Genomic DNA, 21,016 nt, shown 5'->3' with positions numbered 1-21,016 from the left:
CTTCGGGTGGTGAGAAAGGGATCAGGGCAGCGTCGGCTGCAGGGAGACCGGATAGCGGAGGACGATCTCGTCGCCCTCGATGCGGATCCGGTCGGGCTGGTAGGTGCCCTCGAGGGAAGCCACGAGGTCTCGGGCCTCCGTGCTGAGATCGCCGTCGACGACCGCGGGGGCACCGGCGATCTCCGAGATCGCGACCTGCCGGAAAGGTCTGCCGTCCTCGCCGTCCACGATCGGGAAGCCCGAGACGCTCACTCGACCGGAGCCCGCAAGAGCGCCGACGACCGCGATGATGCGCGCGTCGACCTGCCCAGCCGTGAGACGGTCCCGATCGGCCGCGCCGATCTCCACCAGCGGGTTCGTCACGAGCTGATCGCCCAGCTCGGCTTGCGACGTGGACGCCGCTTGTTGGGACACGGCAGCCTGGTCGGCGCCGTCGACGGCGACGCGGCGCACCTCGACCATCTGAGTCCCCTCGCCGAAGGTGGCGACGACGACGGAGTTGTCGATCGCCTCCTGCACCTCGGGGAACGCGCCGGGGAAGGTGCGCATCGAATCGGTCGTGACGACGTAGTCCGCGTCGCGCCAGCCGTTCGGCGACTGCACCTGGACAGCGGGGTCGGTGTCGAGCTTGTAGTACCAGATGACGTTGTCGCGGTCCCAACCCGCCTTGACGAGGTCGACCCACATCGCGTCGTCGACGATCACCCGCTGGTCGGTCGAGGCGTTCTCGACGAGCCAGCCCTGCGCATTGCGCAGAGGGGCGTCGAGATCGGCCAGCACGAAACCGCGCAGCTGCGTCGTCCACAGCGGGACGGCGACGACCGCCCCGATCGCAGCGACGGCGACCCCGCTCAGAGCGAGCTTGCGTCGCGGCGCGCCTTTCCGACGGACCCGTGCGACCGCGAGGTCGACGACACCGGCGATCAGCAGTGCTCCGAACGGGAGCAGCATGATCACGTAGGGCACCGGAAGGTAGCCGCCCGGCCGGAACATGAAGGCAGTCATCGCCAGCACCAGCACCGCGTACGGGCGGAGGCGAGCGCTGAAGAGCGCTGCCACGCCGGCGAGCAGGCTCATCACGATGAACACGGGATCGAGCTGCCACCACATCCCGAGCGTGCGGTTGATCAGCGAATCGGGGTCGGTGATCGAGCCGCTGCCTTCGCGGGAGCCCAGCTGGAAGATGATGCCGTCCATGAGGCTGACGCGGTTCGCGCCGCTGAACAGCTCGCCCTTGACCGCCGCGAGCAGCAGGTAGCTGCCGCCGATCAGAACCAGGATGCTCGCTGCCACGGACAGCGTGTAGCGGCGCGTCTCCTTGCGGGCGTTTCGGACCATGACCCAGATCAAGATCGGAAGCGCCAGCAGGAACGTCTCCTTCGAGAGCACCGCGATGCCGAACGCGACCGCGGAACCGGCGAACGCCGCGAGCTGTCCGCGACGATTCATCGCCAGGAAGAATGCGAGCAGCAGCCACGGCACCGCGACGTTGTCGAGGTACACCGTGCGGTGGAACTGCACCGCCAACGGCGACAGCGCGAAGACCAGCCCGGTCGCCGCAGCCGCTCCGCGGGACATCCCGAGTCGACGGGCGATCATCCACAGCAGCACGACGGAGATCAGGGCCGCGACGAGAACGGCTTCCCGACCGGCGAGCACAGCGATGTCCCAGCGCTCGAAGGCGCCCGTCAGCTGCGTGTAACCGGCGATCTGCAGCCAGCCGAGCGGCGGGTGGTCGTACCAATAGGTGTAGTGGGCGAGCTCGCCGAGGTGGGTGACCGCCCAGGCCTGAGCCGTGTAGGTCCCCTCGTCGTCGATGCGCTGCGGGGCGCCACCGACGTTGAGGAAGTTGACCATCGCGCTCACGACCAACACCGGCAGCAGCCAGAGGAGTGCGCGCGAGTGCGCCCGCAGCCAGTCGCTGAGCCGACCAAGGGCTTCTCGGAAGGCGGCGATCGGCGTGCGGTCGACAGTCTGCGGCGCATTCTCGACCACGGGGGTCGATGAGGTGGGCCGCTCGAGCGTGGTGGTCATGCCGCCACCTCCTCGCGGATCGGGCTCAGGCGTGCATCGACATCGGACGCGTCCCCTTCGCGATGGGCGCCCGTGTGCTCTGTCTTCTCCCAGCCGCGCTCACCGCGGATCTCGCGGAAGACGGCGCGGAGTGCAGCCCCCGCGAGCAGCACCTGGAACGGGATGGTGCCGAGCACGAGCCGGACGTAGTCGAGGACCCGCACCTTCTGCCCGTACAGCCTGCCGAATTCGCCGAGACCGGCGATCTCGACGGCCACGGTCACGAGGGTCGGGGCGAGCGGGATGAACGTCAGGAGCGCGACGAGGGTCGGCACCTTGACGACGAAGATCAGGAACACCGAGAGGGGGATGAGCAGCCCGGTGGCTGCCTGCAGGAACGGCATGGCGAGCATGTACCGCGCGAAGAGGCGCTGAGAGCGGGTCGGCAGCGCGCGCCACTCGCCCTTGCGGAGCACCTGGAGAAAGCCCTGATTCCACCGGGTGCGCTGCTTGTAGAACGACTTCAGCGTGCCGGGGGTCTCCTCACGGGTGACGTACTCGGGGCTGTAGGCCACGACGACCTTCTCGCCCTGGCTCGACAGTCGCACACCGAGTTCGCAGTCCTCGGCGAGGCACTCGGCATCCCAGCCGTCGTTGCGCACCAGCGCATCCTTCTTCACGAAGACCGTGTTGCCACCGAGCGGGATGAACCGCGCACCGGCGTGGAAGTGCAGGCGCGAGCGGAACCAGAAGTAGTACTCGAGCACGTTCCGCAACGACCACCAGGTGGTGCGGAAGTTCATGAGCTGGACCCCGCCCTGCACGACGGTCGCGCCGGTCTCGGTGAAGCGGGAGTCGATGTGCCGGAGCAGCTCCGGGTGAACCTCGTCCTCGGCGTCGAACACGCCGATGATCGAGCCGGCGGCGTAGGGGAGTGCGCGGTTGAGCGCTTTCGGCTTGTTCTTGGGCACGCTGTCGTCGACGACGACCTCGATGCGGTCCGGATGCCGCGCGGCGGCGGCGCGCACCACGGCGGTGGTTCCGGGGTCGTCATCTCCGACGATCGCGATGATCTGCACGTCGGGGTGCGTCTGCGCGGCGAGGGCATCGAGCGTCTGGCCCATCACCTCTTCCTCGTGCCGTCCCGGAACCAGGAGAGTGAACGTGTGACGCGGTGCGTGCGGCTCCTTCGAGAACGCGGTGCTGTCGTACGTCGTCTTGGAGCGCCACGCGTAGAGCATCCACCACAGAGTCGTCACGGCGATGATCGTGAGAGTCAGTGCGACGGCAACGAGCCCGCTGTAGCCGACCACGGCCGCCCAGTCCGTGGAGGTCGCGCTCTGCGCCGCGTCGGTCAGGCCGGAGTCGATGACCTCGCGGTTCGGAACACTGCCCGGCGCGGGAGCCTGATCGGGGGCGGGCGTGAGGAGAGGATTCGGTGCCGTGTCGTTCTCGAAGGGCCGAAGCCAGAGGGGAGTCATCACGATGTTGCCTCCTGCGGAGACCGGAACACGAGGAACCGGTAGGTGAAATAGCGGAAGAGCGTCCCGAGGACGAGCCCCACGACATTGCCCGAGATGTTGTCGGCAAGCGTGGAGGTGAGGCCGAGCACGTAGTGCGAGACGAACAGGCAGCCGGACGCGATCAGCAGCCCACCGCCGTTCGCGAGCCCGAAGAGCAGCAGCTCTTTCATGACGGCCGGCCGGCGGGTGCGGCGGAAGGTGAGGTAGCGGTGACCGAGCCATGCGACGCCGGTCGCGACGGTGACCGACACGACCTTCGCCCAGATGACCTGGTCGGGCATGACGGTGATGCGGAGCAGGTTGTAGCCGCCGACGTCGACGACGAAGGCGAGCAGACCGACACCACCGAAGGTGGCGAGCTGAGGGATGGCATCTCTCACCAGAGCGACGATTCGAGACAGCGTGAGAAATGGCGCAGAGGGGGAGAGCGTCATAGCGGCTGTTCGGAGGTCGGCCTCTCACGGATTGGATTAATTCGATGGGCGGAGAAACTCACAGCCTGCTCATAAGCTCGTCTCGACGCATGCCACATCCGGTCTCGACCGCGCAAGGGGGGAGCCTGATGTCGCACCGGCCGCATAGTGTTCACGAGTGAACGATCCCCACCCAGCCCCCTCCGACGTCCTCTGGGCGTGCGTCGAGGAGGGCTTCCATGTCGGCAGCCGCAGCGGCGATTTCCTGGGCTACGTCGACCGCCAGCCGGACGGCACCTACTCCGCCTTCGATGCGCGGTCGCACCTCATCGGCAGCTTCGCCACTCTCGTCAGCGCAACCGCCGCCGTCTCCTCCTCGGACAGTGAGACGTCGGCGGATGCCGGGACAGATGACCAGCGAAGGGGAGTGGTCCAGCGATGAGCACCGAAGACAACGCATTGATCTCGCTCGTCTACACCAGCACGGCGTCCGCGCCGTTCCGGGAGACCGCCCTCGCCCACCTGCTCGATCAGGCCAGAGTCCTCAACGCCGCGCGCGACATCACGGGAATGCTGCTCTACCGCGGCGAACGGTTCATCCAGGTGCTCGAGGGTCCAGCGCACATCGTGCGTCGGCTGGCCCGCACCATCGGTCAGGACGCGCGCCACCGTGACATGAGGATCCTCATGGACGAGCCGATCGAGGAACGACGGTTCGACGATTGGACGATGGGATACCGGAAGCTCCAGGACGATCGTGAGGGGGCCCCGGCGGGGTTCCGCGACTCGTTCGCAGACCTCGAAGACGCCGCCGAGCGCTCGACGACTCTGCGCGCGTTGGCGGAGCTGACCCTGTGGTTCCGGGTGCGGGCCGGCCAGGATCTCGCCGCCTGATCGCTCGCGGCGACGTGCTGCCGTCTCCTAGAGTGAGCGGGTGACTCGCGTTCCCGACACCCGTCCCCGGACGAGTCGCGTCGCAACTCTGGCAGATGACCTCGTGTCACTGCTGGAAGTCAGCTTCTGCGCTCAGTGGTTGATGTTCTGGTTGTCGCGTCCGCTGCGGTGGACGGCAGTGATCACGCTCGCATTGCTCGTCGGCGAGATCGGTGTGCTTGTCGTCATCGGTCAGGTCTTGGTCGCCATCGCCGTCCCGATGGCCCTCGCGGCCGTGATGACGTTGGCCGCCTGCATCGTGGTCGCCGATGCCGTGTTCAGACTGGTCGACCGGAATCGCCTCGTGCTGCTGTCGCGTGATCGGCAGGTATCCATCGATGTCGTGTTCCGACGGAACGGTCATGTATCGCTCGCCGAGCATGCCCGCCTCATCGGCGCGACGAGGGCAGGGGCGTTGCGCACCGACGTCGCCGAGTGGATCAGCACGTTGGATGCGGCGGTCGATGTGCGCACCTGGAACGCCTCCATCGCGGCCCTCTGCGTCAAGGAATTCCCAGAGCTGCACGTGCGCGGCCGAGACGGTATCGGCCGGATTCGCCTCGTCCGGGGGCGGGAGAGCCCTGCTTCCGCTGCTCTCAGTCGAATCGGGTCGGCCGGAAACGAGCCAGTTCCGGCGCAGCCGCCGAGGTCGTGATCTCGGCGGCCACGATACGACCGATCGTCGCAGCGAGACAGACGCCGGGGTGCGCGACGGCGACGTGGACGCCCGGCACGCGTGTGGCACCGATCGCGGGCTCGCCGTCGCTCATCATCGGGCGCCAGCCGACGTCGACGCTCTGCAGGCGCACGTCATCGGCATCTTCGAAGGAATCGACCAGCAGGCGACGCACTGCCTCGCCCGTGCGCGCCAGCGCTTCGTCGGAATCCTCGCCCGAGTATCCGCGCGGCAGGAGGATCGTGCCGTCGGGGCCCTGCCTCGCCTCGAACTCGTCGTTCGCGACGATGCGCGCGATCAGCCCGGGAGGGGCCGAGAGCCGCACCATGATCGCGGGCGCCGACGTCATAGGCAGGTCGACCTCGATCGAGCGGCAGAGCGCGGAAGAACCCGTTCCGGCCGCCACGATGACGTTCTTCGCTGCCAGCACGACGTGACCGAGGTCGACGCCGACGGTCCCTGCGGCCTCGTCCCGGATCAACCGCAGCGCAGGGGCGCCGAACAGGGTCTGTGCGCCGTGACGACGGGCGGCATCGATGAGCTGCTCGGTCACCCGGACAGGATCGATCCATCCCTCCTCCGGGCTGAATCGGGCCCGTACCGGAAGATGCGCGAGGCGTGGCTCGACGTCGATCGGCGGCGCGATGGCCGAGCTGCGTCCGAACTCGTCGCCCCAGGTGAGGGCTCCTGACCAGACCAGCTCGAGCCCGGGAATCTCCGTGCCGAGGCGTCTCCAATCCTCCACCGCGAAGTCCCGAAGTCCGAGAGCGGGTCCGTCGGGGCCGCCGCCGTCACTGATCCACGCGAACGAGTGCCGGGTCGCGCCGGATGCCGGAAGTGCCGCGTCGACGACCGTCACGGCCTCGCCGCGGGCAGCCAGGTGGTAGGCGATCGATGCGCCCACCACTCCGGCACCGATGACGACGCTGTCGTGCAGCTCCCACGGGCGCATGGTCTTCACTTCCCGCTGCGCCCTCCGCGCTTGACCTGGTCGTACGCGGCGAGCGCGGCCTTCCGGGTCTCTCCGAGGTCGACGATCGGCTCGCTCGGCGCGTCCGCCGCCCACTGGGAGATGTACGTGCTCTGCGGATCGAACTTCTTCGCCTGCAGCTCCGGGTTGAACACACGGAAGTACGGCGCGGCATCGGCACCCGATCCGGCGACCCACTGCCAGTTGAACGGGTTGTTGGCCTCGTCGGCGTCGACGAGCGTGTCCCAGAACCATTCCTCGCCGAGACGCCAATCGATCAGCAGATTCTTGATGAGGAACGATGCCGTGACCATCCGTACCCGGTTGTGCATGTATCCGGTGTGCCAGAGCTCCCGCATCCCGGCATCCACCAGGGGGATGCCGGTCTCGCCGTGCTGCCAGGCATCCAGTTGCGGCGGATCGAGCGGCGGCCAGGGGAAGGAGTCGAACTCCTGCCGGAGGTTCTTCGTCGCCAGGTCGGGGAAGTGGTACAGCGTGTGCCAGGCGAACTCGCGCCAGCCGAGCTCGGACAGGAATCTGCCCGCCCCGTCGACGCCGACCGACTCGTGCCACACCGTGAAGGGGCTCACCTCTCCCCAGCGCAGGCGAGGAGACATCAGCGATGTGGCGCCGGCGGAAGGCTCGTCGCGTGTGCGGTCGTAGTGGGGGAGGTCGTCCGTGAGGAACTCCTTCAGGCGTCGGCGCGCGGCCGGCTCGCCCGGTTCCCAGGTCTCGCGCAGCCCTCCCGCCCAGTCCGGCTTCGAGGGGAGCAGCTCCCAGTCTTCGAGGGCGTCGGATGCCGGTGGTCGCGGCACGCCCGGGATCTCGCGGGGCTCGGGGAGGGGAGATCGTGGAGCGGGAAGAGCCCGACAGGCCCGCCAGAACGGTGTGAAGACCGAGTAGTGCGTGCCGCTGCCCGTCGTCACGGTCCACGGCTCGTGGAGGAGCGACCCGGCGAACGACGCCACCGTCACGCCGTCTTCCCGCAGGGCCGACTTGATCCCCGCGTCGACCGCTCGCTCCGGCCCTCCGTAGCGGCGGTTCCAGAACACGGCTCCGGCACCGGCATCCGTCACGAGCTGTCGCACGATGCCATCGGCAGCGCCCCGCCGCAGGACGAGAGTCGCCCCCTTGTCGTGGAGATGTTCGGCGAGCGAGGCGAGCGAATGATGCAGCCACCACCGGGCGGCACCGCCGAGTGGACGGATCCCGTCGGACTCCTCATCGAGAACGAACAGGGCGATGATCGGTTCATCGCGGTCGATGGCGGCGCGGAGGGCCGGGTTGTCCGCCAGCCGCAGGTCGTCGCGGAACCAGACGATCGATGGGGAAGCCATCGCTCCATTCTTGCGGACGCCGCCGACATTCGGGCGCCGCAGCGAAGCTCAGCGCCGCCGGCGAACCTTCTCTTCGCCCGTCGCCCAGAGCGCCCACAGCACGAGCAGCGGCTGCAGGAAGAGGCGTCCGAGGCGGCGGGCATCCGTGTCGAGCCCCGGGGTCGAGCGGCCCGTGCGCCACTGGTGGATGTTGCCGGGAAGAACCGCGACGAAGAAGGCGGCCGTCGCCCATCCGATCCGGTGACGCTCGCGGGGGAGCGCGAGCAGCCCCGTGGCCAACGCGATCTCGGCCGCGCCCGAGGCGATGACGATGTCGTTCTTGTCGAGCTTGGTCACCTCCGCGGCCCAGTCGGGAACGACGACGCGGAAGCCCCTGGTCGACCGGAAGTGCATGATTCCGATCGCGCCGAGCGCGATCGCGAGGATCCATCGGGCGACTGCTCTCATGCCCTCACGCTACGTGATGGGTCGACGTTTCGTCCGAACGGCACTCATACCGGGGAGCGAGAGCATGTCGATACCTCGGTAGCTGTCGGAGCCGGAGACCCGCTTCCTACCGTGAGGGCATGCGCTCACGTCTCCTCCTCGCCTCTGCCCTCGCCATCGTCGTCGCCTCGGCCCTGACCGGCTGCGCGTCCATCGACCCGGGCCCCACGGTCACCCAGGCCCGCGTCATCACCGATGTCTCCGCGGTGGAGCTCGACACGTCCGGCGATCTCACGGTGACGCTGGGGGCGACGCCCTCCCTCACGGTGATCGCGGGCGAGCGGATCATCGACCGCCTCACGGCCGACATCGACGGCGGGGTCCTGCGCCTCGGCATGGACGGCGACGGGATGCTGCGCAGCGGGGAGATCCGTTACGAGCTCACGGTCTCGTCTCTCGAGTCCATGACGGTGCTCGGCTCGGGCGACGCTGTCGCGGACTTCTCCGGGGCGACGGCACCGACGATCACCGTTCGCGGTTCGGGCGACGTCGAGGCCACCGGGCTCCGTGCGGCTGAAGCCGTCCTCACGATCGACGGCTCCGGTGCGATCGCTGTGCGTGATGCCGCAGTGGCCGACCTCCGCGTCCGCATCGACGGCTCCGGGGGAGTCGCGATCGACGGCACGGCGGACGCCCAGCACGTCGAGATCCACGGCGACGGCGGGTACGAGGCGGCGGGCCTCCGCAGCACGGATGCCGTCGTCGCCATCGCGGGAGCCGGTGGCGCAGCCGTGACGGCGGACGGCACGCTCGACGCGACCATCGACGGCAGCGGCGACATCGAGTACGGCGGCCACCCCCGTGTCACGGAGGACGTGTCTGGTTCCGGCGACGTCATGCGTCGCTGAACGCGCACAGCGCACCTGCCACACTGACGGTGTGACCGTCTTCCGCATCGCCATCCTTTTCGTGCTCGCCGCCGCGGCGGAGATCGGGGGAGCCTGGCTCATCTGGCAGGCCGTCAAGGAGGACCGCGGGTGGCTCTTCGCCGTCCTCGGCGTGATGGCGCTCGGTGCGTACGGATTCATCGCCGCGCTGCAGCCCGACGCGAACTTCGGCAGGGTCCTCGCGTCGTACGGCGGCATCTTCATCGCCGGTTCCCTGGCGTGGGGCATCATCGTCGACGGGTTCAAGCCGACCGCGTGGGACTGGATCGGATCCGCCGTCGCGCTCGTCGGCGCGGCGATCATCATCCTCGCGCCGACGGCCTCGAGCACGGCATCCGACGCCGTCGCATAGCGGTCCGGACCGCCTGAGCGGAGCGGTAACCTGGGTACCGACCCAGATGGAGAGTTTCTGTGCCTGAAAACGCCCGGCCGCACGATGGCTTCGCCCTGTTCACCGATCGAAACGTCGTCGCCATGCGCGTCAACGGCGACCTCAAGGATCTCGCCACGACCGTGACGGATGCCGACGAGGTCGAGCCGGTCACGATCGACAGCGCGGACGGGCTGAACATCCTCCGCCACTCGGCGGCCCACGTGCTCGCGCAGGCGGTGCAGCGCATCAACCCGCAGGCGAACCTGGGCATCGGCCCGCCCATCACCGACGGCTTCTACTACGACTTCGGCGTGGAGACCCCGTTCACCCCCGAGGACATCAAGGCCATCACGAAGGAGATGCAGCGCATCGTCCGTGAGGGACAGCGCTTCGTCCGCCGCGTCGTGACGGATGAAGAGGCTCGCGCCGAACTGGCCGACGAGCCGTTCAAGCTCGAGCTGATCGGACTCAAGGGTCCGGGCAAGGAGGTCGCCGAGGGCGCCTCCGTCGAGGTCGGCGAGGGCGAGCTGACGATCTACGACAACACCACGCGTGACGGCGAGGTCGTCTGGAAGGACCTCTGCCGCGGACCGCACCTGCCGAACACCCGCATGATCGGCAACGGCTGGGACCTGACCCGCATCGCCGCGGCCTACTGGCGCGGCAGCGAGAAGAACCCGCAGCTGCAGCGCATCTACGGCACCGCATGGCCGACGAAGGACGAGCTGCGCGCCTACCAGCACCGTCTCGAGGAGGCGGCCAAGCGCGATCACCGTCGCCTCGGCAAGGAGCTCGACCTCTTCTCCTTCCCCGAGGAGATCGGCTCCGGCCTGTCGGTCTGGCACCCGCGCGGCGGCATGATCCGCGGCGAGATGGAGCAGCACGCCCGCAAGCGCCACATCGAGGGCGGCTACACCTACGTGTACACGCCGCACATCTCGAAGGAGGACCTCTTCCTCACCTCGAACCACCTCGTCACGTACAAGGAGGGCATGTTCCCTCCGATCGTCATGGATGAGGAACGCGACGACGAGGGCAACATCACCAAGCAGGGCCAGGACTACTACCTGAAGCCCATGAACTGCCCGATGCACATCCTCATCTACAAGGAGCGTGCGCGCAGCTATCGCGACCTGCCGCTGCGGTTGGCCGAGAACGGCACGGTCTACCGCAACGAGCTCTCCGGCGCGCTGCACGGTCTCACCCGCGTGCGCGGCTTCACCCAGGATGACTCTCACCTCTTCGTCACGCCCGATCAGCTCGAGGACGAGGTCGCGAAGGTCCTGGACTTCATCCTCTCGATGCTGCGCGACTTCGGTCTGACCGACTTCGAGCTCGAACTGTCGATGAAGGACGACGAGAAGTCGAAGTGGATCGGATCGGACGAGTTCTGGGAGTCGTCGACCGATGCCCTGCGCCGCGTCGCCGTGGCATCCGGCCTCAAGCTCACCGAGGTTCCGGGAGAGGCCGCGTTCTACGGGCCCAAGATCGACCTGAAGACGCGCGACGCGATCGGTCGCACCTGGCAGCTCTCGACCGTCCAGGTCGACCCGAACCTGCCCGAGCGCTTCGACCTCGAGTTCATGGACAAGGACGGGCAGAAGAAGCGCCCGATCATGATCCACCGCGCGCTGTTCGGCTCGATCGAGCGGTTCTTCGCGATCCTGCTCGAGCACTACGCCGGCGACTTCCCGGTGTGGCTGTCGCCCGTGCAGGTCGTCGGCATCCCCGTCGCCGAGGACTACGCCGACTATCTCGGCGAGATCATCACCACGCTGCGCGACTCGGGCGTGCGCGCCGAGCTCGACACGTCCGACGACCGGATGCAGAAGAAGATCCGCACGCACACGACCGGCAAGGTCCCGCTGCTGCTGATCGCCGGCGAGCAGGACCGCGCCGCGGGCACCGTCTCGTTCCGCTACCGCGACGGCACGCAGGAGAACGGCGTCCCGATCGCGGATGCCGTCGCTCGCATCCGCGCGGCCATCGACTCGCACGCGCTCGTGCACACCGCCGGGGATCTCGTGTGACCGTTGCGGAAGACGGCGGCCTCTTCGCGGGGGTGCCCGACGAGTTCCAGCGGCTGTGGACCCCGCACCGGATGGCGTACATCCAGGCGGGGCCGGAGCCGCTGCGCGAGGAGTGCCCGTTCTGCGAGGCGCCGAAGCACCCGGATGCCGAGCGGCTGATCGTGGCGCGGGGAGAGACGGCCTACGTGCTGCTGAACCTCTTCCCGTACAACTCGGGCCACCTGCTGGTGTGTCCGTACCGTCATATCGCGACGTACGACCAGGCGACTCCGGAAGAGGTCGCCGAGATCGGCGCGCTCACGCAGGTCGGCATGCGTGTGCTGCGCGAGGTGTCGCGCTGCGACGGCTTCAACCTCGGCATGAATCAGGGCGCCGTCGCAGGAGCGGGCGTCGACGGCCACCTGCACCAGCACGTGGTGCCGCGGTGGACGTCGGACGCGAACTTCTTCCCGATCATCGCGAAGACCAAGGCGCTGCCGCAGCTCCTCGGCGAGGTGCGCGAGGCCGTGGCGAACGCCTGGCCTCAGCGCTAGCGCACCTGGCGCGCGGTGAACTGCATCTGCGGGTTGGCGTAGAACTCCTGCGCCTCGACGAGCTGCAGCTCCCGCGCACCCGACTCGAGGGTGGCCTTGAGCAGGTCGTAGACGCTGGACGCCGTGCGCTCGAGCGCGGACTGCGCGCTGCCGGTCTCGACGTAGTGGGCCGTGAACAGGGCGGCTGTCACATCGCCGGAGCCGTTCGCCTTCATCGGCAGGTGCGGGGTCTGCACGATCCAGGCACCCGCGTCGTCGACGACGAGCATCTCGATCGTGCCCTCCTCGCGGTCAGGACGCTCGACGCTCGTGACGAGGATCGTTCGAGGACCCATCGCCCGCGCCAGGTCGGCGGAGGCGAGGGTCGACTCGAGCGTGTCGGGCTCGGTCTCGGTGAGGAAGCCCAGCTCGAACTGGTTCGGCGTGATGATGTCGGCCACCGGCACCACGCGCTCGCGCAGCAGCACAGGGATGGCCGGCGCGACGAAGCATCCGGACTTCGCGTTTCCCATCACCGGATCGCAGGCGTAGACGGCCTCCGGATTCGCGGCCTTCACACGCGCGACGGCGTCGATGATGACGTCACCGATGCCCTCGCCGCCCTGGTAGCCGCTGAGCACGGCATCCACCTGTCCGAAGACGCCGCGCTCCTCGATGCCGGTGATGACCTCACGGACGTCGTCGGGCGCGATCAGCGGCCCTCGCCACGCGCCGTAGCCGGTGTGGTTGGAGAAGTTCACCGTGTACACGGGCAGCACCTCGACGCCGATGCGCTGCAGCGGGAACACCGCGGCGGAGTTTCCGACGTGGCCGTAGGCGACGGCGGACTGGATGGAGAGGATCTTCATTCTCCGATCCTTTCATTCAGGGCGGACGGGTGTCCGCAGCGGGTGATCATCGGACGGCGGCGACGAGATCGTCGACGAGGGTCGCGGCATCCGCATCGTCGAGATCGTGCACGGTGAGTCGCAGGTGATGCGAGGGTTCGGCGCGGTCGTCGAGAGCGAACTCGTCACCCGTGCGAGCGAGCCAGCCGCGGCGCATCAGGCGCTCGGTGACCGTGCGGGCAGGCTGCGGGAGCTCGACCCACAGACTGAGCCCGTCGGATGACGGTGCGTCGATGCCGTGCACGCGCAGGCGCGCGGCGAAGGCGGCGTTGCGCTCGGCGTAGTGTGCGGCGGCCGCGGCGACCTCGGCCGTGACGGTCTCATCCGTCAGCTGCGTGAGCGCGAGTCGCTGCAGCAGGTGACTCACCCAGGTCGTGCCAGGGCTCAGCCGCATCGCCAGCCGGTCGGCGGTCTCCGCGTCTGTCGCGGCGATCGCGAGGCACATGTCGGGACCGAGGAACTTCGACACCGAGCGCACCAGGGCGAATCGACGATGGCCCGGCCCGATGAGCGACTCGTAGGGGCGCTGCGAGAGCATCGAGAAGTGGTCGTCCTCGATGATGAGCACGTAAGGGTGATCGGCGAGAACGGTGCGGAGCTCGGCGGCGCGCTCGGCGGTGAGGCTCGCGCCCGTCGGATTCTGCGCACGCGGAGTGCAGATGACCGCGCGGACGCCGGCGTCGAGGGCCGCGCGGAGCCCGTCCACCGTCATGCCCTGGTCGTCGACGGGCACGGCGACGGCGCGGTAGCCGCCGAGCCGCACGGTGTGGATGCTGGCGAGGAAGCACGGGTCCTCCAGAGCGACCGCGTCATCTCGCGTCAGGGCCTGCGCGAGGAGGCGCTCGACCGCATCGACGGCGCCGCTCGTGACGGTGATGCGGAAATCCGCATCGAGGTCGGCGGCGATCCACCGGCGTGCCCACTCGTCGAGATCGCGATCGATCACGGGTTCGCCGTAGAGCACGGGCCTGCTGGCGATGTTCATCAGCGCAGGGGACGGATCGGGGATGAGACGCGGATCGGGGTTGCCCGTCCCGACGTCGCGCAGCACGGTGTCGGGCGCGTAGCCCTCCTGAGCGACGGTCTCGTGACCGGCGAGAACGGTGCCGGCGCGACCCCGCGAGACGACCAGACCTGCTTGCGCGAGCTGCCGATAGGCGGCTACGGCGGTGTTCCGGTTGACGCCCAGACGGGCCGCGAGCTCTCGGACCGGGGGGAGCGGGCTGCCCGGACGCAGGATGCCGCGGTCGCGGAGTCCGCGCACGCTGTCGGCGATGTCGGACGCCGTGGTTCCTGTGATCTCTTCGCTCATGCTCCTCGATTCTAGGTCGTATCGGACAGTGCTATGTTTGGCCTAGATCAATCAAGACTTTGGTTCACTCGACAGGAGCCCTTTCATGACCGACCTCCCCACGACCGGATCCTCGCGCGTCAAGCGCGGCCTCGCCGAGATGCTCAAGGGCGGCGTCATCATGGACGTCGTCACCGCCGAGCAGGCGAAGATCGCCGAGGACGCCGGCGCCGTCGCGGTCATGGCGCTCGAGCGGGTGCCGGCCGACATCCGCGCCCAGGGCGGCGTCTCGCGGATGAGCGACCCCGACATGATCGACAGCATCATCGACACCGTCTCCATCCCCGTGATGGCGAAGGCGCGCATCGGCCACTTCGTCGAGGCGCAGATCCTGCAGGAACTGGGTGTCGACTACATCGACGAGTCCGAGGTGCTGTCACCCGCCGACTATGTGAACCACATCGACAAGTTCGGGTTCACGGTGCCGTTCGTCTGCGGTGCGACGAACCTCGGCGAGGCTCTCCGCCGAATCAACGAGGGTGCGGCGATGATCCGCTCGAAGGGTGAGGCCGGTACCGGCGACGTCTCCGAGGCGATGAAGCACATCCGCAAGATCCGTGGTGAGATCGCCGCGCTGACGGCCCTGCCCAAGGACGAGCTGTTCGTCGCGGCGAAGGAGCTGCAGGCACCGTACGAGCTGGTCGCCGAGATCGCCGAGACCGGGAAGCTGCCCGTCGTGCTGTTCGTCGCCGGCGGCGTCGCGACCCCTGCCGATGCCGCGATGATGATGCAGCTCGGTGCTGACGGCGTCTTCGTGGGCTCGGGGATCTTCAAGTCGGGCAACCCCGTCGAGCGCGCGAAGGCGATCGTCAAGGCGACGACGTTCTACGACGACCCGAAGGTCGTGGCCGAGGCCTCGCGCGGCCTGGGCGAGGCGATGGTCGGCATCAACGTGTCGGACCTCCCCGCTCCGCACCGTCTCGCCGAGCGTGGCTGGTAACCCCCGAGTCGGCGTTCTCGCGCTGCAGGGCGACGTGCGCGAGCACGCCGCCCTGCTCGCGGCGCTGGGCGCCGACGTCACCCTCGTGCGGCGCCCCGCGGAGCTCGCGTCCGTCGACGGCCTGGTCATCCCCGGGGGAGAGTCGAGCGTCATAGACAAGCTGTCCCGGATCTTCGGCATGCAGGAGCCGATCCGCGCCGCGATCGCCGCGGGGATGCCCGTCCTCGGTACCTGCGCGGGCCTCATCATGCTGGCCGATTCGGTGGTCGACGCGATCGACGGACAGGAGTCCTTCGGTGGCATTCACGCGGTCGTGCGCCGCAACGCCTTCGGCCGTCAGGTCGAGTCCTTCGAGGCCGAACTCGTCGTGCCCGAACTCGGCGACGAGCCCGTCAAGGCCGCTTTCATCCGCGGCCCCGTCGTCGAATCGGTCGGGCCCGCTGCGACGGTTCTCGCGGCGCTGCCGGACGGACGCGTCGTCGCGGTCGAGCAGGGCGGCTTGCTCGGGCTGAGCTTCCACCCGGAGATCACGGGGGAGAAGCGGTTCCACCTCCGGTTCCTCGATCGAGTCCGCAGCCGCGAGGCCGCTGCCGCCTAGCCCCTCATCAGGCGCCGGACCGCCTCGACCGTACGGATGATGTCATCCGGAGTCGTCGCCCACGACGACATCGAGCACCGGAGCGCTGCTCGGCCCCGCCATTCGGCGCCGGTGACCGCTGACGTGCCGTCGACGAGGATCGCCTGACCGAGTGCTCGGGTCGCAGCATCGGATGCGGCCCGGAACATGACCTGGGTGTAGCCGACGTCGTTGAGGATCTCGATCTGGTCGATCGATGCGAGTCCCGTGGCCATGGCGACGGCGTTGTCGTGCAGACGGTCGATGAGCGCGGCGATGCCGGAGCGACCGAGGCTGCGCATCGCCGCCCAAGCGGGCACCCCGCGCGCCCGCCGCGAGAGCTCGGGCGTCACATCCCACGGGTCGAGCCCGGAGTAGATCAGGTAGTCGCCGCCGGTGCGGAACGCCGCGATCGAGTCGGCGGGGTCGCGCACGATCGCCATCCCGCAGTCGTAGGGCACGTTCAGCGTCTTGTGGGCATCCGTCGCCCAGGAATCGGCCTGCTCCATCCCGGTGGTGAGAGGACGCAGGGTGTCGGATGCCGCGGCCCAGAGGCCGAACGCGCCGTCGACGTGCACCCAGGCTCCGTGGTCCTTCGCGATGGGGATCAGGGCACGGAAGTCGTCGAAGGCGCCCGTATGCACCTCGCCGGCCTGCAGGCAGACGATCAGCGGGCCGTCGGCATCGGCGAGCGCCATGGCCAGCGCATCCGGCCGCATGCGCCCCTGATCGTCGGACTCGACGACGGTCAGCTCCGCACGTCCGATCCCGAGGAAGCGGGCGGCGCGATCGATGGAGCCGTGCCGGTCTGCGCCGACGGCGAAGCGCAACGGGGGAGCACCGTGGAACCCCTGCTCTGCGATGTCCCAGCCCTTACGTGCCATGACCGCGTGGCGCGCGGTGGCGAGACAGGTGAAGTTCGCGAGCTGCCCTCCCGTGACGAAGCCGACGCTGGCGGAGGAGGGAAGCCCGAACAGCTCCAGCATCCACTGTCCGGCGATGCGCTCCAGGGCGACGGTCGCCGGTGTGAGGGTGGATGAGCCGGAGTTCTGGTCCCACGCGGACACGAGCCAGTCCGCGGCGAGAGCTGCGGGGTGCGTGGCACCGATCACGAAGCCGAAGAAGCGTCCGCCGGGGATCGCGACGAGACCGGGGTCGGCGCGCTCGGCCATCGCGGCGATCACGTCCGCCGGATCCACGCCCTCGTCGGCGAGAGGGCCTCCGAAGACGGAGAGCATGTCCTCCAGCGACGCACGCGGCCACACCGGGCGATCGTCTATCGAATCCAGGAAGGTCGAGGCGGCGCGGTGAGCGGCCTCGAGTGCGCGCGCCCGGTCGTCGAGATCATTCGCGTTCATGCGTCAGGACTACACCCGTGCGTTGCTCCGCACCAGGGGTCTGGAGCCGCAGACCGGACGGCCACGGAGCGGGGGCCCGGTTCGATAGAATGGACGACGCCCTGGGTGCGAGCTCCCGGGCGGATACGACGAGCGGAGACTTATGTCCGGGCATTCCAAGTGGGCGACCACGAAGCACAAGAAGGCCATCATCGACTCCCGTCGGGCGAAGTCGTGGGCCAAGCTCATCAAGAACATCGAGGTCGCGGCCAAGCTCGGCGGCGCCGACATGGCCGGCAACCCGACGCTGTTCGACGCGGTGCAGAAGGCGAAGAAGACCTCCGTCCCCAAGGACAACATCGACCGCGCGGTGAAGCGCGGTGCGGGCATCGGCGGCGAAGCCGTCGAGTACCTCTCGATCATGTACGAGGGATACGGACCCAACGGTGTGGCTCTGATGATCGAGTGTCTGACCGACAACAAGAACCGCGCTGCCGCCGAGGTCCGCACGGCTCTCACCCGCAACGGCGGCACGCTCGCCGACCCGGGCAGCGTGGCCTACAACTTCAGCCGCAAGGGCGTCATCGTCGTCGGCTCCGAGGGCACGACCGAGGACGACGTCATGATGGCGGCGCTCGAGGCGGGCGCCGAGGAGATCGAGCCGCACGCCGAGGGCTTCGAGGTCATCACCGAGGCCACCGACCTCGTCGCGGTGCGCACCGCGCTGCAGGAGGCCGGGATCGACTACGAATCCGCCGATGTGGAGTTCGTGCCGAATCTCAAGGTCGAGATCGACGTCGACACCGCTCGCAAGATCTTCCGACTCATCGACGCCCTCGAAGACAGCGAGGACGTGCAGAACGTGTTCACGAACTTCGACCTGACGCCCGAGGTCCAGGCCGAACTCGAGAACGACGACGAGTGAGGCGAGCCTGACGCTCGTCGCCGATCGTCCGGCTTAGCCTGGGGGAGTGAGCTCCTCCCTGCGCGTCCTCGGCATCGACCCCGGTCTCACCCGGTGCGGAGTCGGCGTCGTCGACGTCGACGGGTCGCGCCGAGGCACCCTGGTGCATGTGAGCGTGATCCGTTCCTCGCCTGATGCGGAGATCGGGGACCGCCTTGCCGTCGTCGCCGCCGGGATCCGCGCGGTGATCGCCGAACACAGGCCGGATGCCGTCGCGGTCGAGAGGGTCTTCGCCCAGCAGAACACGCACACCGTGATGGGCACGGCGCAGGCGAGCGGCGTCGCTCTCCTCATCGCCGCCGAATCCGGGCTGCCGGCCGCCACGCACACGCCGAGCGAGGTGAAGGCGGCCGTCACCGGATACGGCTCCGCCGACAAGCGGCAGGTGCAGGCCATGATCGCCCGCATCCTGCGCCTGGATGCGCCGCCGCAGCCGGCCGACGCGGCCGACGCTCTCGCGATCGCCCTGTGCCATGCCTGGCGCCGCGGCGGTGCGGTCGCCACGCAAGGGGCTCTGACTCCCGCCCAGCGGGCCTGGGCCGACGCCGAGCGTGTCGCTCGAACATATCTACGAGCCACGCCCTAGGCTGGTCGGATGATCTCCTCTCTGCACGGTGTCGTCCTGCATACGACACCCGATCAGGTCGTCATCGACGTGGGCGGAGTCGGTTTCTCCGTCGCCGTGCCGACCGATGTCGCGCACACGGCGACCGTGGGGGAGCGCCTCCGACTGCACACCAGCCTGATCGTCCGCGAGGACTCGCTGTCGCTGTACGGTTTCGCCGAGCGCGACGAGCTGGAGATCTTCGGTCTCCTGATCAGCGTCACGGGCGTCGGACCGAAGTCGGCGCTGGGCGTGCTGTCGCACCTCACCGTGGATCAGATCGCCGAGGCCGTCACGGCGGAGGAGGACGCGCCGTTCCGGAGGGTCTCCGGAATCGGTCCGAAGACCGCGAAGCTCATCGTGCTCCAGCTCGCCGGCAAGGTGCACCCCACCGCGGCGCCGAAGCGCGGAACGGCGTCGGCAGGCGACGACGTCGTCTCCCAGGTCGCCGCCGCCCTCGTGGGTCTCGGGTGGTCGGAGAAGGTCGCCACGGAGGCCGCGGCGCAGACGGCCGCCGACGCGACCGAAGCCGAACGCACCTCGGTCTCGTCGCTCCTGCGGCGCACGCTCGCTCTCCTGGGGCCGGCACAGGGAGGCCCGGCGCGTGTCTGACGCCCGCGATGCCACCGAGCCGGTCGACGACACCGAGCTCGCGATCGAGGGCGCCCTGCGCCCCGCCAGTCTCAGCGAGTTCGTCGGTCAGCAGAAGGTCCGCGGTCAGCTGCAGCTGCTGCTCGAAGCCGCCCGCATCCAGAGCCGCCCCGCCGATCACATCCTGCTGGCGGGGCCGCCCGGGCTCGGCAAGACCACGCTGGCGATGATCGTCGCGCACGAGAGCGATCGTCCGCTGCGGCTCTCCAGCGGTCCGGCGATCCAGCATGCCGGCGACCTGGCTGCTCTCCTCTCGAGCCTCGTGCCCGGCGAGGTCCTCTTCATCGACGAGATCCACCGCATGGCCCGGTCCGCCGAGGAGATGCTGTACCTCGCGATGGAGGACTACCGCATCGACATCATGGTCGGCAAAGGCGCCGGCGCGACGAGCATCCCCCTCGAACTCGCCCCCTTCACGCTGGTGGGCGCGACGACGCGGTCCGGTCTGCTGCCCAACCCGCTGCGCGACCGCTTCGGGTTCACCGGCCACCTCGAGTTCTACGAGGAGCACGAGCTCGAGCAGGTCATCGCGCGCTCCGCGGTCGTGCTCGGCGTCGACATCCCTCGCGACTCGCTGGCCGAGATCGCCCGGCGCTCGCGGGGCACCCCCCGGATCGCGAACCGTCTGCTCCGCCGCGTACGCGACTATGCCCTGGTCCACGGCGACGGCTCAGCCACCATGCACGACGTGCGGGCCGCCCTGGAGCTCTACGACGTGGACGCGATCGGTCTCGACCGGCTGGATCGCGCTGTCCTGGAGGCGTTGGTCCGACGCTTCCGCGGCGGACCCGTCGGGCTCAGCACCCTCGCCGTCGCTGTCGGCGAGGAGGGCGAGACCGTCGAGAGCGTCGTCGAGCCGTACCTCGTCCGGATCGGCTTCCTCGGCCGCACTCCGCGGGGCCGCGTCGCGATGCCGGAAGCGTACGCGCACCTCGGGGTGCCGCACCCGGACGGGACGCTTCGCCTTGATGACCTATAATCGCTGGAGACTTCCCCCGGATATCCTTGTGCGCCCAAAGGCTGGTGCGTGCACCTGAGAAAGGCGCTTCCCCCATGCCCATGGAATTCATCCTCTTCGGCCTCCTCGCCGTCCTCCTCGTCTTCATGATCTTCAACACGCGCAAGCGCACGAAGGCGATGAAGGCCGAGCAGGAGGAGAAGGCCACGAAGACCGTTCCCGGCGTCAAGGTGCTGCTCCAGGGCGGCATCTACGGGACGATCGTCGCCTACGACCCGGAGGACCTCGACTCGCCGGCCCTCGTCGAGATCGCGCCCGGAACGATCATCGAGGTCCACAGCCAGGCCATCCTCCGCATCGTCGAGCCGAAGGACGTCGTCGTCGAGGACGCCCTCGTGCAGGAGCCCGTCGTCGACGGGCCGGTCGACGCGGTCGACGACATCGCGGTGAACAAGACCGACGCTCCGGCGATCGAGACGACCGAGGAGACGCGCGCGCGCCTCGAGCGGGACGCAGACGACAAGTAAGACCGCC

The 21,016-nt window shown here is 68.8% G+C and carries 23 protein-coding genes; 13 read left to right on the top strand and 10 right to left on the bottom strand.

Annotation, left to right across the window (positions count from 1 at the left end):
- Window positions 1-21: 21 nt before the first annotated feature.
- Genes DW306_RS17170 through DW306_RS17160 form a run of 3 tightly spaced genes read right to left on the bottom strand, consistent with a single transcriptional unit; the run spans window position 22 to window position 3,916 of the window.
- Window positions 22-2,034 (bottom strand): glycosyltransferase family 39 protein, encoded by a 2,013-nt coding sequence (locus tag DW306_RS17170; protein WP_136056805.1) that lies wholly within the window; start codon window positions 2,032-2,034, stop codon window positions 22-24.
- Window positions 2,031-3,494: a glycosyltransferase gene (locus tag DW306_RS17165; protein ID WP_136056844.1), complete on the bottom strand. Its 1,464-nt coding sequence runs from the start codon at window positions 3,492-3,494 to the stop codon at window positions 2,031-2,033. Before DW306_RS17165 ends, DW306_RS17170 begins: the two co-directional genes overlap by 4 nt.
- The gene (locus DW306_RS17160; RefSeq protein WP_240747246.1) at window positions 3,494-3,916 is read right to left on the bottom strand and encodes a GtrA family protein; all 423 of its coding nucleotides are present in this window, start codon (window positions 3,914-3,916) and stop codon (window positions 3,494-3,496) included. Before DW306_RS17160 ends, DW306_RS17165 begins: the two co-directional genes overlap by 1 nt.
- A gap of 211 nt (window positions 3,917-4,127) precedes the next feature.
- On the opposite strand from DW306_RS17160, the gene DW306_RS17155 reads away from it, so the two are divergent.
- Window positions 4,128-4,391, top strand: a complete 264-nt coding sequence (locus DW306_RS17155) for a hypothetical protein (protein ID WP_240747245.1) — start codon at window positions 4,128-4,130, stop codon at window positions 4,389-4,391.
- A complete protein-coding gene (locus DW306_RS17150) occupies window positions 4,388-4,843 on the top strand; it encodes a BLUF domain-containing protein (RefSeq protein ID WP_136056803.1) in 456 nt (151 codons plus the stop codon). The genes DW306_RS17155 and DW306_RS17150 overlap by 4 nt, the downstream gene beginning before the upstream one ends.
- A gap of 106 nt (window positions 4,844-4,949) precedes the next feature.
- On the opposite strand, the gene DW306_RS17145 is transcribed toward DW306_RS17150, so the two are convergent.
- From DW306_RS17145 to DW306_RS17130, 4 genes are all read right to left on the bottom strand, one after another.
- A complete protein-coding gene (locus DW306_RS17145; RefSeq protein ID WP_136056802.1) occupies window positions 4,950-5,408 on the bottom strand; it encodes a hypothetical protein in 459 nt (152 codons plus the stop codon).
- Window positions 5,409-5,478: 70 nt separating this feature from the next.
- A complete protein-coding gene (locus DW306_RS17140; RefSeq protein WP_240747251.1) occupies window positions 5,479-6,510 on the bottom strand; it encodes an FAD-dependent oxidoreductase in 1,032 nt (343 codons plus the stop codon).
- A 5-nt stretch (window positions 6,511-6,515) separates the two neighbouring features.
- Complete coding sequence (locus DW306_RS17135; protein ID WP_136056800.1) at window positions 6,516-7,865, bottom strand: deoxyribodipyrimidine photo-lyase; 1,350 nt, start codon at window positions 7,863-7,865, stop codon at window positions 6,516-6,518.
- 48 nt (window positions 7,866-7,913) lie between these two features.
- Window positions 7,914-8,312 carry a hypothetical protein gene (locus DW306_RS17130; protein ID WP_136056799.1) on the bottom strand — a complete coding sequence of 133 codons (399 nt, stop codon included), beginning with the start codon at window positions 8,310-8,312 and terminating at the stop codon, window positions 7,914-7,916.
- Between the two features lie 119 nt (window positions 8,313-8,431).
- Here DW306_RS17130 and DW306_RS17125 point away from each other — a divergent pair, with 119 nt between their 5' ends.
- From DW306_RS17125 to DW306_RS17110, 4 genes are all read left to right on the top strand, one after another.
- Window positions 8,432-9,199 (top strand): DUF2807 domain-containing protein, encoded by a 768-nt coding sequence (locus tag DW306_RS17125; protein ID WP_136056798.1) that lies wholly within the window; start codon window positions 8,432-8,434, stop codon window positions 9,197-9,199.
- A gap of 31 nt (window positions 9,200-9,230) precedes the next feature.
- Window positions 9,231-9,590 carry a YnfA family protein gene (locus DW306_RS17120; RefSeq protein WP_136056797.1) on the top strand — a complete coding sequence of 120 codons (360 nt, stop codon included), beginning with the start codon at window positions 9,231-9,233 and terminating at the stop codon, window positions 9,588-9,590.
- A gap of 122 nt (window positions 9,591-9,712) precedes the next feature.
- Window positions 9,713-11,641, top strand: coding sequence for a threonine--tRNA ligase (gene thrS / locus DW306_RS17115; RefSeq protein ID WP_240747250.1), 1,929 nt, complete (start codon window positions 9,713-9,715; stop codon window positions 11,639-11,641).
- Window positions 11,638-12,174, top strand: coding sequence for an HIT domain-containing protein (locus tag DW306_RS17110; RefSeq protein WP_136056795.1), 537 nt, complete (start codon window positions 11,638-11,640; stop codon window positions 12,172-12,174). The genes thrS and DW306_RS17110 overlap by 4 nt, the downstream gene beginning before the upstream one ends.
- Here DW306_RS17110 and pdxY read toward each other — a convergent pair.
- Window positions 12,171-13,022 (bottom strand): pyridoxal kinase PdxY, encoded by an 852-nt coding sequence (pdxY, locus tag DW306_RS17105; protein WP_136056794.1) that lies wholly within the window; start codon window positions 13,020-13,022, stop codon window positions 12,171-12,173. The genes DW306_RS17110 and pdxY overlap by 4 nt on opposite strands.
- 46 nt (window positions 13,023-13,068) lie before the next feature.
- Window positions 13,069-14,373 (bottom strand): aminotransferase class I/II-fold pyridoxal phosphate-dependent enzyme, encoded by a 1,305-nt coding sequence (locus tag DW306_RS17100; RefSeq protein ID WP_136056793.1) that lies wholly within the window; start codon window positions 14,371-14,373, stop codon window positions 13,069-13,071.
- Between the two features lie 85 nt (window positions 14,374-14,458).
- On the opposite strand from DW306_RS17100, the gene pdxS reads away from it, so the two are divergent.
- Window positions 14,459-15,352 carry a pyridoxal 5'-phosphate synthase lyase subunit PdxS gene (pdxS, locus tag DW306_RS17095; protein ID WP_136056792.1) on the top strand — a complete coding sequence of 298 codons (894 nt, stop codon included), beginning with the start codon at window positions 14,459-14,461 and terminating at the stop codon, window positions 15,350-15,352.
- A complete protein-coding gene (gene pdxT / locus DW306_RS17090; RefSeq protein WP_136056791.1) occupies window positions 15,342-15,950 on the top strand; it encodes a pyridoxal 5'-phosphate synthase glutaminase subunit PdxT in 609 nt (202 codons plus the stop codon). The genes pdxS and pdxT overlap by 11 nt, the downstream gene beginning before the upstream one ends.
- Here the strand turns inward: pdxT and DW306_RS17085 are convergent.
- Complete coding sequence (locus DW306_RS17085; RefSeq protein ID WP_136056790.1) at window positions 15,947-17,326, bottom strand: aminotransferase class V-fold PLP-dependent enzyme; 1,380 nt, start codon at window positions 17,324-17,326, stop codon at window positions 15,947-15,949. The two genes, pdxT and DW306_RS17085, sit on opposite strands and share 4 nt — an antisense overlap.
- A 142-nt stretch (window positions 17,327-17,468) precedes the next feature.
- Between DW306_RS17085 and DW306_RS17080 the strand changes: the two genes are divergently transcribed.
- From DW306_RS17080 to DW306_RS17060, 5 genes are all read left to right on the top strand, one after another.
- Window positions 17,469-18,230, top strand: a complete 762-nt coding sequence (locus tag DW306_RS17080) for a YebC/PmpR family DNA-binding transcriptional regulator (protein ID WP_136056789.1) — start codon at window positions 17,469-17,471, stop codon at window positions 18,228-18,230.
- Between the two features lie 46 nt (window positions 18,231-18,276).
- Window positions 18,277-18,855, top strand: a complete 579-nt coding sequence (ruvC, locus tag DW306_RS17075; RefSeq protein ID WP_136056788.1) for a crossover junction endodeoxyribonuclease RuvC — start codon at window positions 18,277-18,279, stop codon at window positions 18,853-18,855.
- Between the two features lie 9 nt (window positions 18,856-18,864).
- Window positions 18,865-19,485 carry a Holliday junction branch migration protein RuvA gene (gene ruvA, locus DW306_RS17070; protein WP_136056787.1) on the top strand — a complete coding sequence of 207 codons (621 nt, stop codon included), beginning with the start codon at window positions 18,865-18,867 and terminating at the stop codon, window positions 19,483-19,485.
- A complete protein-coding gene (ruvB, locus tag DW306_RS17065; RefSeq protein ID WP_136056786.1) occupies window positions 19,478-20,503 on the top strand; it encodes a Holliday junction branch migration DNA helicase RuvB in 1,026 nt (341 codons plus the stop codon). Before ruvA ends, ruvB begins: the two co-directional genes overlap by 8 nt.
- A 74-nt stretch (window positions 20,504-20,577) precedes the next feature.
- Complete coding sequence (locus tag DW306_RS17060; RefSeq protein ID WP_342670864.1) at window positions 20,578-21,009, top strand: preprotein translocase subunit YajC; 432 nt, start codon at window positions 20,578-20,580, stop codon at window positions 21,007-21,009.
- Window positions 21,010-21,016: the final 7 nt, after the last annotated feature.

The sequence above is a fragment of the Microbacterium sp. K24 genome (assembly GCF_004794465.1).
Taxonomy (GTDB): domain Bacteria; phylum Actinomycetota; class Actinomycetes; order Actinomycetales; family Microbacteriaceae; genus Microbacterium.
Note: the sequence above shows the minus strand (reverse complement) of the source record. Positions and strands in the feature narration are given on the sequence as shown.